Here is an 18081-nt window from a genome sequence, read left to right as displayed (position 1 = left end):
TCTATCCTCGGTGGTCTTGCGCATGTCCTTGCCGCCATCCCCCTTCATCCCGGATAGCAAAGGGCGCCGCATGCACCGGAGTGACACCGAGGAATCCCTTATGGACCTCCTAAAGATCTGCCGGTGTCATGCCCGGTTGATACTGTGATGATAACCCGCTTATCATCCCAGAGGACTCGGTTAAATTTCGCCTCATCGGACTCTTCGATGTATCCAAGCGGCAAAGGTCGAGGGAGGATTGGTTCACTTTGCTAACCGGCGGCGGAAATGAATTGCAAAAAAGGGAGATCGAAACGGCTATAGGCTCGTGTTTCTGAGCAAAACGTCACCCTCCACTCCTCGGGGATACTCAACTACTATCTGGAAGGAAGGTAAGAGCTCAAGAATGGCGCGCAGGGGAAGCTGGCCTTCATAGAGCTCCTGATCACTATACTCAGTATATATGTAGCGCGTTCTTCGCAGGCTCTGATTGCCCCCGGCGATAACGTCGGCCTCGGCTCCTTGCACATCCATCCAGATGAGATCGATGTTCTCTAGGTGTTTAGTCCCGGCATTTGATGGATCGGATCGATGATGAATCGATCTGGCTCGAAAGTCCATTGTTTGCAGATGAACTCGTAAGGCGTGAGGCCCTTTAGCGTCTTGAGCCTGCGCCCGAAATTGTAAGCGTCGATAAAGTCGGCCAGATGTTTTTTCAATTGCGCATGATCGTCGTAGTGGAAGCGCTTGACGGTCGCTTCCTTGATCGTTCGGTTCATCCGCTCGACCTGTCCGTTGGTCCAGGGGTGCTTCACCTTGGTCAGGCGATGCTCGATGCTGTGATCGTCGCAGACCCAGTCGAAGATGTGCTGGAAGGCATTTCGATCACAAGCTCGGTTGGTGAATTGAATGCCATTATCGGTCAAAACGGTGTGAATGGTGTAGGGCACTGCCGCGATCAGATTGCGCAAGAACTGGGCGGCATTCATCTTGCCGGCTTTGGTGTAGAGTTCTGTGAACGCGAACTTGGATGTTCGGTCAATTGCTACAAAGAGATAGAGCTTGCCCTCGGCCGTCTGCACCTCGGCAATATCGATGTGGAAATAGCCGATCGGATAGCTTTTGAACTTCTTCTTCGGCTCCTTGTCGCCTCCGACCTCCGGCAGACGTGAAATGCCGTGGCGCTGCAAACACCTGTGCAACGACGAATCGCGTCAGATGTGAGATGGTCGGCTGAAGAGCGTAGAGGCAATCATCGAGCGGCAGCAATGTATGCCGGCGGAAGGCGACGATGACGGCCTCTTCTTCGAGGGAAAGGGTCGTCGAGTGTGGGGCCTTCGGGCCTGTAGGAAGGTCGGCCAACGATGTCCGCTTCTTCCATTTAGCTACGGTCTTCTGGTTGATCCCGTATCGCTTCGAAAGCGTTCTCAGGCTCTCTTCACTATTTTGTATTGCTCGACGGATTGCCTCTGTCGTCGTGGCGCTCCCGTGTAGAACCTGGCCCATAGTGCTTCCCTCCATGCCAAGGAAAATAATGCACCATCAAATGCCGGGACTAAACACCTAGGCCAGCTTCGCTGCACCAGTCATCCAGCCTTCTCGTCTCAACGGAAATCGGACGGTCAAACCGAACCCACGCATACTCAGAAAGGTGGTTCTTGGGACGGCGTATCGAGCCCGAGAGATCCCCTCCCTTAGCGCTGCCATTTCCATTGCTGGGGTGAAACTCGATCATTCCGTTTCGGTCGCTGATCGCAACTTCGGATAGCCTCATCCGATCCCGATGAGAACCCATTCTCCTTAAAGCGTGCAACGGGTCTGGGGTCTGGCTCAAAGCAATAGAGCTGGGCGCCCGGAAGAAGGCGCAGAAAGCGTTGAGCATCGCTTCCGTCATTGCACCCGATGTCAAAGATTACAGGGTCAGGCTTATCCAGAAGCGAAACGATCTGTCGATGTACGTTTAAGTCACACACCGGATCCATCAGAGTCTCCTTAAGTTTTCGACGTGCCCCTGCTGCGAGGTCGGGCAGGATATCGCTGACATGGAGCCATGTCCATTTGGCACTTCCTTTCGACTTAGTTGTTGACGCTTCGCGGTGCGATTAGGTGGGCACGGGGCATTATCGGTCTCAGGCTTTGTTATTTCGCTAGATCGTTTGTCGTAACGGAGCGATCACAAGCTATGCTGAAAGCCTACTCGTTACCGAGGCTTCAGCGGGGACGGATTCCTGTGATCTGCGGCCGCGTACCGGGCTTAAGCATATGCACCGCTGCCCCCAAATCTGCCTCAGTTCATTGAGGAAGATTTCACGGCTACCTGAATCCGCCGCGATTCCATCCAAAATGTCGCCAACCAGGGCTTCTCCCTCAATCCTAATTAGCTGTTCAAACAATTCCGGTGAAATAGGCACGGCCGGCTGGTTGGAGGGACCTGTGCGGATCTCGCAAACAGTCTCTTGCCGATCCAGGGTGGAATATGTACGCACTTGATGGAGACTTGCGTAAGGCGGCAAGGAAACGGCTAGTTTATTCCACTCCTCCATCGTTGAGGTTCGCTTCTTGACGAGAAATGAACCAATCACAAGTGCATCCAGGTCAGTCGTCAAAAAAGTCGTTACGGCATCCCTAACCGAATCCACTACCGGCTCTGCATTGTTGTTAAACGACGTGTTGAGCAAGATCGGAACGCCGGTTCGCTTCCCGAAAGCATTGATTAGGTCCCAATATGCGGGATTTGTCTCGCGTGACACCGTTTGCAAACGAGCCGTACCATCTACGTGCGTTATGGCGCCTAGCGAACTACGCTTGGATTCGCGCACAGACACTACAAAATTCATAAAAGGAAATTCCCGCAAGGTACCCGGCAGATCAAAGAATTTCGCGGCGTCCTCCTCCAATACCGAGGGAGCAAATGGGCGGTAGCCTTCCCGCTTCTTGACCATCATATTAATTCGATCCTTGTTTGAGGCCGGCCTCGGGTCAGCAAGAATACTTCGGTTGCCCAGCGCCCGTGGACCGAATTCCGAACGTCCCTGCACCCAAGCGATCACGGCGCCATCCGCAATCCATTCTGCTGCTTTGCCTGTCACGTCATCACTGCGTTCAATGTCGAGATGCTGGCCCCAAGCAACAAGTTCCTCTTCCACGCTTCCTTCGCTCCCCAGGTGGGGTCCCCAATAGACGTTTTGCAAACGCTCACGAGGTGCCGGATGCCCCAGATCATGAGACGCCATCAATGCGGCGCCTAGTGCGCAGCCAGCGTCATGGGCAGCCGGTTGAACGAAGATGTCTTCAAACATCCCCGAGTACAGCAGCTTGCCATTCAAAGTGCAGTTGTGAGCCACTCCTCCGGCCAAACACAGTCGTTCTATGCCGGTAACCTTGGTGTAATACCGTAGGACGTGGAACACGATCCGTTCCAGTGCTTCCTGCAGTGAAGCACTCACATCTTTATGCTGCTGCGTGAACGGCATGCCTTTCTGGCGTATTTGGATGTTGCTGAGCAACGTGGGACCAACTCGGTCGAGATAGACCCGGTAACCACCGTCGTCTAGGAGTTCGTAGAATTGTTGGAAGATCGCGCGGTATGACGCGGGATTACCGTAGGGTGCGAGTCCCATGACCTTATATTCATCGAACGCGCCATAACCTAGGAAGCGGATCGTTTCCAAGTATAGCAGCCCTAGAGAATCGTTCTCCGGGAATGCCACGAGTGGCTCAATCTCCGTGCTGGAACCAACCGCCAAAAGCCCCGAAAGAAAGTCCCCACCGCCGTCAATTGAGAGGACCAGACTTCGCTCGAAGCCCGACATGAAAAACGAGCTCACGGCGTGCGACATATGGTGGCTCACGAAGGAGACACGTGAGGGATCAATTTCGGCACCAAATTCTTGCCCGAGTAATCCACACAACAACAGCCTCGCATCCGGTATTGGGGCGCTTGGGTGAGAGAGGCGCACGCGCTCGAGCACAGCGTTGCAATAGGCCTCGGTCGCATAATACGCGATGCGGTCTATGTCGTTAAGGTGAACACCTGCAGATGCGAGGCAATATTGAACAGAACGCGTTGGTAGCTTGTTGGAGTGCTTGATCCGGTTAAGGCGCTCCTCCTCGACCGCCGCTATCACTCGGCCGTCGCGAACGAGAACCGCAGCCCCATCGTGCATAAAGGTGTTCGGTAGATCGAACGAATTTTCGTAGACTCTGCTTAGACCGCCACTGAGCCCTAGACACAGCATGTTGCTCTCCAGTTCGTTTCGAAAGGTAGGTCGCTCTGGCCTGGCCACCGGCTTTCGTAGTTTCATAGGTGGTGCTTGACAGTGCAGCGAGAGCTCACGGGCCGAAGCCGAAATCAGATCGTGACCGGATCGGTGAGATTGCCGACAATCGGCGCTATCAGAAACCCAGACCGAAGCATTTGCGGCAGTAACGCCGCGTTACGTATCCACATTACCCAGTCCTTCATCTTTCCGCCCGACAGCCACAAGGGAAAATCAACGACGTTTGGTCGTCGCTGCAAAGGTCGTAGACCGTGTCCTTGCAACGGCTAGTGCGCCTGCGTTGGCTCCGAGGCATAGCAAACAGAGTTCCGCCGCCGGTCTCCATCACCCGCATATGCGCCAGTACCGAACTCAGCTCCCTGGCGGTGGGACCGCCATTGATAATCACGTTGAACGGCGGCCACGGTGTGAGAACCAATCTGCGCTCAATGTGCAAAACGCGTGTTCCTTAAGGGGAAGCAGTAGAAAGATGACCAGCGCGCGCGGTGAAACTCGACGAATAGGAGGCGGCATCGACCGGGGCAAAGTGCGTCCCTTGAGAGCCCGCTGAAACGTCGAGAAGCTACGACCAAGATTCTGGCCGATCACGTCGAGTGCAAGATAACGATCGAGACAGGCAGCAGACGGACTGCCCCAGGCCGTTTTCCCAGCACAGTCTGCACGGCACCCGAGGACCCATTTCAAGAACTCCGAATTATCGCTTTACAAAGCGCTTCTTCAGCGTCTTCTAATGGCAACCGTTTCGATTAGTAAAATCGATTGTTTGGATGGAATGCATCCATAAAAAAGATGGCGTGACTCAGCAGTGAAGCGGGTGGCGCCCCCATCCTTCTCTCAATGGCGGCCGTGTTAAGGCAGATCCGCCTGCGACATTCGACCGACGAACTCCTCGTGTCTAGTCGTATAAGCAACACTCCTTCGCTAACCTTGTTCAGCCGACAAAGCCAAGCCGCGTGTTCTCTCGGCACGTCGATGAGCGTGATAGCCGCGCCTGCTGCAAGGAAACGGCGTTCGGTCTTGGTGAGCACTGCCGCAGCGAGTGCCGCGAAACGTAGGCCAAGCGCTTCATCATTTTCCCGAGCGTAAGTGCGCAGCATCTGGTCGTTGAAGCGCGAGCCGAAGGAGAAGTTTGGGTTGGTGCGCCGCTCCTTCACCACTTCAGGGATCGGGCTCTGAGTATCGATATCGGTCAGGACTTCGATATAGTCGGAATTTGCGACTAAGAGGTTTGCGGCCGGCCTGACGCTGCCGTTTGCAATATAGAGGCGGTCTTCGCCGCTGACCCCAGTCCGATTTCCCTCCCAACAAATCGCTTTCGCCCAGATGTCGCCGGATGAGGCTTTCCCACTGTACCGCCTCGAATTGCATGGAGTGCGACGAGTTCAAGAGTTGCTTCGGACCAGAGGAAGTCTGACCGGCCCCGCATGGGCACTCCTTCGATCGACATTGAAGCCGTACGTTACATCGCGGCGGTGTTGCACGGAGGAGGGCAGACACTGCCAGGGCTGAAGCCGAGAAGCTTCGCCTGGCGCACGACGGATAGCTTATGCTCGCGGTCGATCATTTCTTTCCGCCCAGCAATCCCGCCTTGCCGAGCGCTCCGGCTAAAAAATCGTTCTCCAGTGTCAGCTCGCCGATCTTGGCGTGCAGTGTTTTGACATCCACGGTTGGACCCGCCGGTTCCGCCTTCGCTTCATCACCGAAAACGCCTGTCGCCCCCTCAAGGAGCTGGTCTTTCCACTGTTTGATCTGGTTGGCGTGCACGTCAAACTGCTGGGACAATTCCACCAGCGTCTGCTCGCCCCTGATGGCGGCAAGCGCCACCTTTGCCTTGAAAGCCGGGCTGTGGTTCCGGCGCGGTCGTCTCGTCATGGTCTCTCCTGTTCCCGGCATCTAAGCCGAAGTCAGGCAGAAATTCCACTTATCCTAGCTGTGCAGATTTCCCCGAGCCAGCTCTGGCTGTCCATTGCCTCCCTATGCTTTGTGACAGTGCGGCGCGCAATGCTGATGCCGGTTTCCTTCAGCCAAGCGACGATTTCATCATCGGAAAGTACTTCCGAGGCCTCTGCGGCGATACTTGCCTTGATGCGGTGGCGGATGCGCGAGCGCTTCCCCGGGGGCGACGATAAATCGGCAGAGGCGCGGTAACTTCAAAAAAATAACGCGGGGCTAAAAAATTGGCCGCAGGCTAGTCCGTGGGTATGGACTGGAAGTCCGGTAGGCGCTATTCGTGCCGTTCCAGCATAACATCAGCCACCCCGTGGATTCTCCAAGGCCTCTTATATTGAAAAAAGTGCAACGCAGTTTTGCCGTCGAGTACAAGAACGGCAGGCGAAAACTCGATACCAGATCGAACTCGATCTGGGGCAATGTGGATCTAAAGTCAGTCGCGCGCGATCTAGAGGAAGAGGCATTGCCTGCTCTGTCAGGTAGCTCTCAGAGTGACAAACCCGACAGCGAAATGTCTTTGCCGGAACAAGATCAGGCCGAGCAGTTGTTGACAGCGCCTCTCGGCCCGTCGACAACTGCATCAGATACACAGGAGATGAGCATGGCCGACGAGACTAATACGACAACCAATGTCGATGGACAGACCGTTGTCGAAACGCCTAATGCGCCGAAGAAACAGCGCAAACCGCGCGCCAAAAAAGCCGCGGCACTCGAGACCGCGTCCGCTGACGCTACGGCAGAGCCAGCAGCTGCTCTGGCCGGGGCCGGTGGTGTAAAGAGGAGAGGGCGCAAGACAAAGGCGATCGAAGCCACGGCGAGCGCCAAACGTGCACCTATGCGCCGCGCTCCAAAAGCTGTGCAGACAGCGCCGGCCGCCCCGATGACGGCGATCGATGAGATGGCAGACCTTTTGCAGTTGGAAGAAGAAAATCAGCGACTGCGCAAGCTTCTTGCTGAAAAACTTCGCGCTGAAAATGAAGATCTGCGCAAACGGCTCAAGCTCGATTAATATAAGCAGCCGGTCATTTAGCCGGCCGTATCTACACTCTTATCGAGACAAACAATTCGGCAACGGTAAATGCTGTTGCCGGACCTAAAACTCACTGCCTGCTTGCGGGATAAAACGCGAGGTCAGATAGATGGCGTCTCCCTGGAAACTTCTTGCCCGACTGATCTCACCGGGTCGCGAACAAAAGCGAGAAAACGGCTCGGACCAAAAGGTTACGCCGGACCCGTTGGCTATTGCCGGTCCGACCGAAACGCCTGCCGAGAAGAGCCTGATTAGCGCCGTTCGACCGGCAAGCGAGGGGCTTCCCCGTCACGGCCATTCTCCTGCAATTTCCACCGAGTTTGTTGTTTCCAAAGAAGTCGGAATCGGTATCGGCATGAACGAGACTGACGAGGCCATCTCTCGTCGCAGCCACGATCAGGTCGACGGCCAAGACGCCAAAATCGTTGAGGCGGCTGATCCACCTCCATTCGGCGAGCTTGGTACCGACATCGTCGCTGGGCATGATGCTACGAAGCTCGTGCGAACTCTCGAGGTCGCCCCGCGTAAGAAGGCATCAGCCGCGATTGCAAACGCGGCCCCGGCAATTCACACTGCGGACCAGATGAGCCTCGACGAAGACATCAGGGTGCTCAGGGGGCAGCTAGCCAGAAAGCTAAGGCTGCAAAACGCGCAGTTGAGAACAATGCTGGAGCGGTTTGAACGGTGACCTGTCGCAGTGCAACACGTTGAGCCCGGTTTATTGCAAGTGACGGCATTGAAAGCGTTCTCCTAGGCCACGTCGAAGGATCATTGTTCAGCGTCAGGCAACCTGTCGCCCTGGGCATGTTGATGGTTCTTGCCGCCGGTGCTTCGCGGAGCCAGCGGCAGCATCACCTGTGTACGGGTAGGACAAATAACTGGGTTCCAAGCACGGTCCCATTTCGTCGAGATCGACGACAAGCGTGTTTAGGCCATGTTCTAGGCATTTAACCGCGCTCGATCGCCACCGTGGACATCGAGCCTGCCGCAGGTTTCTTGATGCGCGTCTCCGCCGCTTGCGCAATCGAAGCCGCATTGGTGACGTCAAGCTGAACTGTCCGGGCGTCTGGTCCGGCGCTTTGAACGAAGGTGTCGCCTGCTTCAAGTTGGCGCGCGCAACCGAGCCGGTGAAGCCGTTCTGCGCCAGACCTTTCACGATCTGACGGCGGATTTCTTTGGCAGTGGCGAGAGCTGAACTGTGACGCGATCGAGACCGACACATGCCATGGACTTCGAATTCAGCGATCGATTTAAATCGAGCAATTGGGGGCTTGCCTCCTGCCTAACATCTCGACGAACTCGAGCTCGATTATGTGATCACTCTAAGGCCCTCCGTTTGCCAGTCTAGATGGGCTGGCGGCCAAGATAAGCATCGAACGCGGCAGCGACATGGCGAAGGGCAGAGCGACATTCGTGCCGCACACGGACTAAACCGTTGTCAAACTCAACGATCCCGTCCTCAGCCAGAATCTCTAGCTGCTTAGCTGAACTCACTAGATGGGTCTGATCAAATCCCTGGGCCGTACAGATTGCTGATATGTCCGCCTCCAAGTAGCACATGAGCTGTTCGATGATTGCAGCTCTTACGCGATCCTCGGTAGTTAAACGGTAGCCCCTTGAGATCGCCAAGCGGCCGGATGCTATGTGTCGGTTATAACAGCTTTGCGTGAGATCGTTTTGAACGTAACCGTCGCCGCAACGACCGATGGCGGACGCGCCCAAACCGATGACAGTTGGGCAGGTTTCGGCAGAGTAACCAAGCGAATTGCGGCGCAGACGACCAGCTCTCTGTGCTATTGCAAGCTCGTCATCCGGCAAAGCAAAATGGTCGAGACCGATTTGCAGATAGCCTGCTGCAACTAACGTATCGGCCATGGCTGAGGCCTGCTCAGCTCGCGCGGCTATATCGGGCAGTGCTGCGGTGTCAATCAAGCGCTGATTTTTTCGAAAAGATGGAACGTGGGAATAACCGAAAACCGCGAGGCGGTCGGGACGCATCGCAATAGCTAACATTGCGCTCTCTAGACAGGACTGGACGGTTTGGTTCGGCAAACCGAACATCAGGTCGAAATTGATACGCCTGACCCCATACAGGCGGAGGTTTTCGACGGCGGTCATCACTTGCGCCTCGCTCTGAATCCGGTTGATCGCTTTTTGTACGACGGGATCGAAGCTCTGCACACCGACGCTTGCGCGATTCACACCGGCTCTTTCTAGGGCTTCGGCCATATCGGTGGTGAACGTGCGCGGGTCGACCTCAATGGCAATGGTTGCACCTCGCTCAAGCGCAAAACGGCCGCGCAGGAGTTCCATTAGCGACAGGAAGTCTGCCGATGGCATAATGGTCGGGGATCCGCCGCCAAAGTGCACGTCACCCACGGAGAGTGCCTGCGGCACTTGCTCGGCGACCAGGCGGAGTTCCTCGCGCAGCATTGCTAGATAATCGGTTATCAAAGTATCCCGACGAGTGATGCTAGTCGGAAAACCACAATACCAGCACATCGAGCGGCAGAATGGAATGTGGAGATAGAGCGAGACAGCGTCATCAGTTCCCTGGCTTCTCAGCCATTGCTCATAAGTGTGGGCGCCGATTTCTGGAGAAAACTCCTGTATTGTTGGGTAGATAGTATACCAAGGCAACTGCGCCCCGCTATTTGTGTTCGGAACGAAAATCGACGACGGTGCGCGCACAGACTTTCGCCTGCAGTCCGTGTCACGTTCACATTCAATATTTGACACGTTTTTTCCCTCGAAAGCTGGGTCCTATTGGGCACGTGCCACGCCCGGAATGGACTTGATGTTCGATTTGACGTCGCATTCGGAAAGCGCCTTCGGCTCATCGCCAGGCTCGTCGCCGCTCGTTGCGACGCTGAGGTGCTTCTTGCGGCGCTTTGCCGCCTTGTCTGGATATTGCGCTAACACTTCCGCAATGAGCTTTTCATGCAAAACGCTGTCATTCTCGTAATCAAGGCTCATGGGCCCCTGCCCCTTTCAAGGTTCGGGTTATGTCGTCGTCGACGAAGCGTCTTTCGTGGAAGGACGCGCTGGCTCAAGGGCCAGCGCGTCCTGTCGACAGCGGCAGTTATTGAGCCGCAGCCACCGCTGACTCCTTGGCCTGTAGTTCGGCCAGCATCTGCTCGTCGCTCTTCATGATGCCGAAGTCGAGCAGCATGTCTTCGAGCTCTTCCATGGTAATCGGGGTCGGAATGGTCCCTTGGCCCGAATTGGCATGGATCTTCTCGGCTAGCGCCCGATATTCCCCGGCCTGCTTGGAGTCCGGCGCGTACTGGATCACCGTCATCTTCCTGAGCTCGGCGTGCTGGACGATGTTGTCACGCGGCACAAAGTGGATGAGCTTGGAATTGAGCCTGGCAGCCAGCGCCTCGGAGAGGTCGAGCTCGCGGTCCGTCTGGCGCTCGTTACAGATCAGGCCGCCGAGCCGCACGCCGCCGGAATGGGCATATTTCAGGATGCCCTTGGCGATGTTGTTGGCGGCATAGAGCGCCATCATCTCGCCGGACATCACGATGTAGATCTCCTGGGCCTTGTTCTCACGGATCGGCATCGCGAAACCACCGCACACCACATCGCCAAGCACGTCATAGGAGACGTAGTCGACATCGTCATAAGCGCCGTTCTCCTCGAGGAAATTGATCGAGGTGATGACGCCGCGCCCGGCGCAGCCGACGCCCGGTTCCGGACCGCCGGACTCCACGCACTTGATGCCTCTGTAGCCGGTCTTGAGCACGTCCTCGAGTTCGAGGTCTTCCACCGAACCTTCCTGCGCTGCCAGATGCAGAACCGTGTCCTGTGCTTTGGCGTTCAGGATCAGCCGGGTGGAGTCGGCTTTCGGGTCGCATCCGACGATCAGGATCTTCTGCCCGAGGTCGACAAGCGCTGCGAGCGTATTTTGGGAGGTGGTGGACTTGCCGATCCCCCCTTTGCCGTAAAATGCGATTTGACGCAAATCTGACATATCGCCTTCCTTCTTTCGTTCCATCCATCGCTGAGTAAAAGGCCGGCAGCTCGCGCCGCCTCCCATGGCAATCTTCAAAACCCGTGCCATGTGGGCAGCAGCATATAAAACAGTTGGTTTGCTGATCTTCAGCTATTTAATTCCAAACTTTCGAAGGCGGGTTCGACAAACTCTTGTCCCGAAGCCGCCAAACTGGACGAAGCGGCTGTGAGGTTTTGTCGGTTGGAAATCGCTAGCGTCAAAGATCAACAAATGTCGTCCGTATCCCTACATCCCAAGCGAAGGGACAGAAGTAGTGTGCAAGTCGTAGAGCCAAACAGATCGATACCATCTTGATGGCCGATCGGCTTCGCACCACGCGTCAGATTAAGGCCGGATGATCAGCAGAACGCAGATGAAGGCACAGTAGAGATTGTCGCGTACAACAAACTCGCTGTTATGCTGTCTCCATGAACACATAGGAGGAATGCCGCCAGCTTGGCAGCTGCAGTCTTGCGGCCGGATTGTTTCGCCATAGGCTGAGATTGACAACAGAGCCGGTTTCGATCGTCAGCGGGTCAGATTCTGAGGAAATGCTCGAAGGCTACAGCAAAGATCGTGAGCAAGGTATCAAGTAAAAGCGCTAGTCGCGGATGCTTTTTTCCAGGCGCACGCTCAGCTCCGACAAATTGTGGATCGCGTAGTCGAATACGGCGAAGAGCTTATGGCAATTTTAGTAGGTGCTATCAAAATCGCCCGATGATCACCATCCGACGACGACATCACCGCTCATCTTTAAGGAAGTGGCATTTGCGCGTGCCGCACAGTCGCAAATATCGGGAGCAAGGATCCCCGTTCTCGGTTCAACGTCGCCGGACAAGCCCGCTAGGTTGCATCTGGGGCCTTCACGTTTTCAAGATCTGGCGCCCGACGAACTCTGCCGCTCCAGAAAGACTTCCGCTTTCCTCAGGCAGAAAGCATTCATTAAAATCGCCGCATTCCTTGCAGCTGGGAGCGCTACAAAGGGAAAAGCCTTCAGCTTCGCAAATCTTGCGGTAAAAATACTTCTTCCACCTCATGTTGTTGGTGTTGCCTGCCGCCAGCGCCGGAAAATGCGCGAACAGCAATCTGCCAAGTTCGGTCTTGTCAGGCAAGCCGAGATCCCGCCAGAGGTGGTCTTCACGCATGGAACGTCGCGCAATGATCTTAGCGAAACGCACGCCCTCAGGGTCGCCTGGCCGGACATGCGCTAGGAGCATATCGCGCAACAGTTGCTCCTCCGCATCAGGCACGCAATCACTCGCCTCTTGCAGGGCAAAGGCGCGGATGAGCCTTGCCGGGAAACTGCGGGTTGGAATATCCCGCAGCTCCCTAAGCGAAAGGCCGGTTGCCTCGGTCGCGGTGACAATCCCCATCTCAATTTCTTCAAGTGCGCGCGAAAAAACGCGGAAGAGCACATAGTCATCAAAATATAACCTAAGACCCATCTGGCATGGTCGGCTGACATAGAGTGTTTGGCAATCGTCGCAGTGGTCGACGGCTATGCTGGTTTGACGTGCTGCGTCCGCTACCGTCGAGACCCCGATGTGATGCACATTTGGCATGCGCTTCGTCGCTTTCTCCAAAAATCGAATTCAGTTGGCTGCTTTGGCCCTCGGAAGGCGAACATTCAAAGATTGTGCCAGCTTGAGCAAGTGACACTTGAAGCCTCGATCGCCCGTGCAGCGGGGAGGCGATCCCGTCTCCAGTGGTCGCCAAACGGACAAACGCAGGCTTTCAATCTGCGGCGCCGATCGAGCAGTCTGAATGCAGCAATCCGAGCGAAGATCAAAGATCAACGCCTGCGCAAAGACGCGTTAGCCGATAGAGTTATCCATATGTCTCTTCTATAGTCCTCAGAGTAGTTGGAGATCGGGCCTGTTCGCCGCGCTCCGAAGGCCGCCGCCATAGCGAGCAACAAGGCGGCGCCAGTATCTCTCCGGGATACGCAATAAAATCTGCCGCTTCCTATCTATTGCATTTTTGTACGCTCTCCGCTGCGGTCGCGATCGGCTTCCTTGGTTAGACACCTCCGTCATGCACCAAGGTCGCCAATCAGGAAAAATAGATTGATTGGATGTCATCATTTTCGTTTTGAATAACGCTCAAAACGCGGCACCAAAAACGCCTGGGGACCGAGGGCGAATTCGCGACCGCGGCACTCAGCGCACTTGAGTAAGCCAACAGTGAGCGCGGCTGTTGCCCCGGTTGCGCTAGCCAAATGTCGTGATGCTCGGATGGAACTCGCCGATTGCAGATTTTCTTTCTGCTTTCAACGTCGTAAGGAGTGCATTGATAGAAGCTCCACTCGTCAGCTTCGAGTTCAGGCGCTCGCGTCTGCAGCGGTGGGAGATGGTTTCTAATTCTGCCGGGTATTCGTACAACGTAAAGATCTCGTCAAATCTGGAACACGCACTCGTTTGCATAATCTGCCCAAGGTCGGGATTCCGTTCCGCAAAAGTGGGACAAATGTCGAGCCATACGAGCGGCGACGCCGATGGCCGCCACGTTCGATTGCTGAACCCGCCCTGGTCGACTGCGCGGCCGCCGCGGTTTAACATCGTCGCGTACATTTTTGGCGCGAATTCTGTATAGGGGCGTGCCGGAATAAAAACATGACAATCAGAATATCACAATAAATACAACATGATGATCGCTATCGGAGCGCCGCGTCCGGAGCCAAGCTTGGTTTAAGCTGAACCGAATTGGCGCAGGACCATTTACACAGCACACTGAAATCTGCATATTGCCGCGCGTTGTCGCTATCCCGAGTTGATGGACAAGTCGCTTTCGCTCCAGCCAAAAGCAGCTGGGCACGGGCTCTTTTCAAGAAATTAGAAGGCAAGGATATGGAAAATTTTGTGTATCTGTTGGAGTCGGAAAGTGCGATCTTTCGCGCCGCTGAGCTCCCTGATCGCAACAGCATTGCATCGATCTCCGGTTTAATTGGCAGTGATCTTATTCAGATGATCCGCTTCGACGACATGCACTCGCTATTTGTTGGGGAAGAAGCTTTGCGAGCTGGGTTAACCGCCTTTACGATCTTTGACGGGTACCCGATCCCTCTTGCCGGGAAAATAGCGCTTTTGGGAGGCGATGGTAGTAAACCTTATCGTTCGCCGTCAATAATGATGACGGAAGCCGCGCGACGTTTTGAATGTTGCCGGCCGGTGCTTGATCCTGTGTTTGTTCCGATGGACCGAGTAGTGAACAAGGGCCTCATCGTTGCGGGCGCACTGGAAAGCTTGCAAGTGCGTATTGATCGCCGCTCCCCGGTGCTCCTATGAGCGCAATGACGAATGATAGGATCCGCGAGAATGAACTCTATCGCGCCGGTTCGCTCAGAGTCCGCGAGCGTGGCGCCATGGGCACGAGAAACGGAAAGCTGACGCCTCAAAATTGCGGCGTTTACTACGTTGCCGAAGGCCTCCCGTTCCACTGGACAAGGTCAACACTGAAGGGCGGAAGACATTCATTGCATTTGCCGAGTTGGAAGCCGCGAAGGAAGAAGTCGCCACTTTGGCGTATTCGCGCTTACCCGGCTTTTGGCAACCTATGGCACCAGCTGAATGCCGAAGTATTTGATCGCTGTCGACGGCGCAGCCCGCATTGATTGCAGACGCTGTTTCAACGCCTGCTCACGGCGAAGTCATGCACGTTCATAGGGTGGACGAATCGGGCGAAATCGTCGGCGTTGACGCAGTTGAATCATTGGACGAACGAACGGGGAGCAAGACCTTGCCCTTTAGAACCTTTTTTTGCATCCTGCTGCTGGTCACGTGCACCAGTGCTGTTTCGGCTTACGCTGCCTCGCTTTCCATCTTCAAAGCGTTCGCCGTAACCTTAGCGGCTTCGTTTTTCCTTCAGGTCATCTATTTCTTGAGCCTGCTATTTATGTCCTTCCGGCCCACGCGCGAGAGCGACAGGTCGATACATTCAGGAACTCGGCAGGCAGACCAGCCACAAAAACGTGATCGCGATGAAACTGAGCAGTCCAACGTCCCCCAGCTTGACCCAAGGCGTAAACGGCGCACCCCTTAAGGCAATTTCGGCGGAGGACGGATTATCAAATATACCGGGCATTACCACTTGGTGTATTCTGCGTGCTTCGCGGTTATACGATCCTATTTGCTGTATCAATACTTATGCCATCGGATACGACCAAGTCCAATACCGAAGAAAGGATCGCTTAACCGCCCGAATCATTTCAAAAAAATATTATAGATAGTGGAGGAAGCCCGTGGGCTTACGTGTAATCGCGTGTTCTGCCCCCCAGTTTTCTCACGGCGAGGCGGGCGAAATGGCATTATCAAGCGCCGATCCGGCAAGCCTCTACAATGCCTGCAGATATGCTGCGTCACTGGCATCCAAGGCGGAAGGTGCATGGGGCGAAAGCAATTGGCGCGGCACCAGGAGTGACAGGCGACAATCAACGCTTCTGCTATCTGACATGGACGATGTGCAGCGAAGGCTAACGCCGCTATTAGTCCGGGTCCGGCCCAATTTGGTTCTCATAGGAGCGATGTCGATATGCTTCCGTGGTGCGATTGAGACAGCGAAATACATCAGAGAGTTTCTAGGCGATGACGTTTGTATCGTTCTTGGCGGTCGCCACGCCACCGAAACAATATATCGGGATGACGAAAATCGTGTAAGACATCATCTAGCATCCCCTCTGCGACTAATTGCTGACGGAAAAGTTTCCAACTGTTTCGACATCGTGCTCTCCGGAGATGGTGAACACTTTATCGCGGAAATTGGGTGCGTCGTAGCTTCCTTGGAAGCAAGAGGTTTTTTGCCAAGGGAGGCGAAATTCTCATTGGGCCACCTGACGACCACCCCGGGGCACTGGATCGCCGGCACAATCATGGACGATCAGGTCCACACTGTGTGCTCTTCGGGCATGCCGCTCGATTATAATGGGATGCCATCCCCAGCCGAAATGTTCGGACTTACAACTAGCTTTGACGTGTTTGGTGGCGCGCCTACCGCGCACGTCTTCAGCGACATCGGGCGTGGATGTATCTATGATTGTATCTTCTGCAGTGAGAGGATCAGCGTTGTCGGGCCTCCTCGACAGTTCAAGACAAGCCCCCACCGGTTATGCGGCCAGCTCGCAGCAGCCCACCGCGTAGTCAAGGCAGATTACGGCGAAAACTTTCCTGTCTCGGCGTTCATTGAAGACTCAACTCTTCTTGGATGGAATTCGGCCCTCGTAGCTCAGTTTGAAAAGGTATTCGACCCACTCGAAAATCCTGTGCGGCTTGGCGGACAAGCGACCATTGACCAAATCATTAATAACCCAGCCCTTGCACGAAGACTAGGCCGCATGGGCCTGGAATATCTTTTCATCGGGGTCGAGACACCGCGCCCAGAACTTGTTGGAGGTCTTCACAAGAACATCGCCACCAAGAAGGGTTCGTGGATGGAACGCGCGGACAAAGCAGTTGAGATCTTGTCCGAAGCCGGAATCAAGGTTGGGGTATCCCTCCTATTTGGCATGGGCGAGGGAGCTGCTGAAAGGCAGCAATTGTTTTCGGCCTTAGAAAGCTGGCGGAAAACGGGCTCTCTGATCACAATCAGCATGAACTGGGCCGTCCAACACCCTTTGAGAAACACGGTTCAGGGGAATGAATATACCTATTTGGATTGGGCGGTGTCGCCCGGTCCCATGCTGTCGTTGTTAAGGAATTTTGGCGAAGCCTCTGAGATCTATCCAATTGCCGGCGGTACAAACCCAGACGAAGCCTCGGTAAAGGATATTCTTCAAGCCACCACGGAGATCATGGCTATGCCGCCTGCACACCCAATGCAAAAGCAAGAAGCGGAGCATATATATGCTGAACGGAGCGCCTAAAGGCGGAATAAATTACCCTAGCTCAGACCGAGTATGCGCCGGAACCCATCTCTTTATCGATATGTGGGACGCAGAAAATACGGGAAATGCTGAAGCGATTGAGGCGGCGGTAGCGCAAGCCGTTCATGACTGCCGCGCAACGATGTTGGAATCGAGTTATAGAAAATATAGCGAAGATGGGGGCGTCACGGGCTTCGCAATTCTCGCTGAATCGCACATTTGCGTAAATACCTGGCACGAAGAACGCATGGTCGCGATAGACGTATTTTTTTGTGGTTCGCTAGACCCGTACGCGAGTATCACCGCGTTGCGCGACGTATTTCGCCCATCTCGGATCGATATTAGCGAGCACAAGCGTCTTCTTGGAACAAGAATAACGCATCCTAATATTGTGGAAGCGCTTCAACCGAAAGTATTCTCCGATATCGAGGTGGAACATGTCTTAGAGCCCGATTTAAAAGAAGTTGAGCGATAACAGGCAGTTGTGATTCCTATTGGTGCTAAATCAAATGGGGTTTCGATGAGCTGGACTGCTATCGCTCGCCGTGAGCATAACCGAGACGTGCTTCGTTTTCCAAGTGATTTGAAGGACCGGGAATGGGCGTTGATCAAACCGCTGATCCCGCCAGCGCGTCGTGTCGGGCGGCGTCGGACGATGAATATGCGCTCGGTCGTGGAGGCGATCCTCTATATCGCCTCGAGCGGCTGCCAATGGCGCATGCTGCCGGGCGATTTTCCGCCGGTTTCGACAGTGCGCGGTTATTTTTATGCTTGGCGCGCGATCGGACTGTGGCAGAGCATCAACCAGCTTCTGGTGATGGCGGCGCGGGAAATCGAGGGACGGGAGGCGCAACCGACGGCAGGGATTATCGACAGCCAAAGCGTCAAGACCACGGAAAGCGGCGGAATATCCGGCTATGATGCAGGCAAGAAGATTAAGGGCCGCAAGCGTCAGATTGTCACCGATACGCTTGGATTTCTGATCTTCGTG

The 18081-nt window shown here is 55.0% G+C and carries 12 protein-coding genes and 4 pseudogenes; 6 read left to right on the top strand and 10 right to left on the bottom strand.

The features are described from left to right. Positions 1-297: 297 nt before the first annotated feature. The 6 genes and pseudogenes from RCCGE510_RS30815 to RCCGE510_RS34265 all read right to left on the bottom strand — a co-directional run. Complete coding sequence (locus RCCGE510_RS30815; RefSeq protein ID WP_007636985.1) at positions 298-513, bottom strand: FkbM family methyltransferase; 216 nt, start codon at positions 511-513, stop codon at positions 298-300. Between the two features lie 20 nt (positions 514-533). Continuing rightward, positions 534-1485: pseudogene (locus tag RCCGE510_RS30810) on the bottom strand (IS481-like element ISRel12 family transposase). A 674-nt stretch (positions 1486-2159) separates the two neighbouring features. Then, entirely contained in the window at positions 2160-4217 is a 2058-nt protein-coding gene (locus RCCGE510_RS30800) for a carbamoyltransferase (RefSeq protein WP_007636983.1), read from the bottom strand. A gap of 788 nt (positions 4218-5005) precedes the next feature. Continuing rightward, positions 5006-5416: a hypothetical protein gene (locus RCCGE510_RS36110; RefSeq protein WP_007636981.1), complete on the bottom strand. Its 411-nt coding sequence runs from the start codon at positions 5414-5416 to the stop codon at positions 5006-5008. A 335-nt stretch (positions 5417-5751) separates the two neighbouring features. Next, positions 5752-6131, bottom strand: a pseudogene (locus RCCGE510_RS30790) (transposase); the annotation flags it as partial. Between the two features lie 32 nt (positions 6132-6163). Beyond that, positions 6164-6358, bottom strand: a pseudogene (locus RCCGE510_RS34265) (hypothetical protein); the annotation flags it as partial. A 185-nt stretch (positions 6359-6543) separates the two neighbouring features. Here RCCGE510_RS34265 and RCCGE510_RS34260 point away from each other — a divergent pair. Together RCCGE510_RS34260 and RCCGE510_RS30780 are read left to right on the top strand one after the other, a co-directional pair. Further along, a complete protein-coding gene (locus RCCGE510_RS34260) occupies positions 6544-7218 on the top strand; it encodes a hypothetical protein (RefSeq protein WP_007636978.1) in 675 nt (224 codons plus the stop codon). A 130-nt stretch (positions 7219-7348) separates the two neighbouring features. Beyond that, complete coding sequence (locus tag RCCGE510_RS30780; protein WP_007636976.1) at positions 7349-7927, top strand: hypothetical protein; 579 nt, start codon at positions 7349-7351, stop codon at positions 7925-7927. A gap of 656 nt (positions 7928-8583) precedes the next feature. Here the strand turns inward: RCCGE510_RS30780 and hemN are convergent. From hemN to RCCGE510_RS30760, 4 genes and pseudogenes are all read right to left on the bottom strand, one after another. Beyond that, on the bottom strand, positions 8584-9930 hold the full coding sequence (gene hemN, locus RCCGE510_RS30775; RefSeq protein WP_081525821.1) for an oxygen-independent coproporphyrinogen III oxidase: 1347 nt from the start codon (positions 9928-9930) through the stop codon (positions 8584-8586). A gap of 87 nt (positions 9931-10017) precedes the next feature. Beyond that, positions 10018-10215: pseudogene (locus RCCGE510_RS30770) on the bottom strand (nitrogenase); the annotation flags it as partial. 106 nt (positions 10216-10321) lie between these two features. Continuing rightward, positions 10322-11215 (bottom strand): nitrogenase iron protein, encoded by an 894-nt coding sequence (nifH, locus tag RCCGE510_RS30765; RefSeq protein WP_007636849.1) that lies wholly within the window; start codon positions 11213-11215, stop codon positions 10322-10324. Positions 11216-12099: 884 nt separating this feature from the next. Next, a complete protein-coding gene (locus RCCGE510_RS30760; RefSeq protein ID WP_007636970.1) occupies positions 12100-12798 on the bottom strand; it encodes a nitrogen fixation protein NifQ in 699 nt (232 codons plus the stop codon). Between the two features lie 1284 nt (positions 12799-14082). Between RCCGE510_RS30760 and RCCGE510_RS30755 the strand changes: the two genes are divergently transcribed. The 4 genes from RCCGE510_RS30755 to RCCGE510_RS30735 form a co-directional block, all read left to right on the top strand. Next, the gene (locus RCCGE510_RS30755; protein WP_007636966.1) at positions 14083-14520 is read left to right on the top strand and encodes a hypothetical protein; all 438 of its coding nucleotides are present in this window, start codon (positions 14083-14085) and stop codon (positions 14518-14520) included. Between the two features lie 1013 nt (positions 14521-15533). Next, positions 15534-17090, top strand: a complete 1557-nt coding sequence (locus RCCGE510_RS32965; RefSeq protein WP_240539728.1) for a radical SAM protein — start codon at positions 15534-15536, stop codon at positions 17088-17090. Continuing rightward, on the top strand, positions 17071-17565 hold the full coding sequence (gene speD / locus RCCGE510_RS32960) for an adenosylmethionine decarboxylase (RefSeq protein WP_007636960.1): 495 nt from the start codon (positions 17071-17073) through the stop codon (positions 17563-17565). The genes RCCGE510_RS32965 and speD overlap by 20 nt, the downstream gene beginning before the upstream one ends. A 45-nt stretch (positions 17566-17610) precedes the next feature. Next, on the top strand, positions 17611-18081 hold a 471-nt coding region (locus tag RCCGE510_RS30735), incomplete at its 3' end, for an IS5 family transposase (RefSeq protein ID WP_037080504.1).

The sequence above is a fragment of the Rhizobium sp. CCGE 510 genome (genome assembly GCF_000292525.1).
GTDB lineage: Bacteria > Pseudomonadota > Alphaproteobacteria > Rhizobiales > Rhizobiaceae > Rhizobium.
The sequence above is the reverse complement of the archived record's forward strand: the minus strand, read 5'-3'. Positions and strand labels throughout refer to the sequence as shown.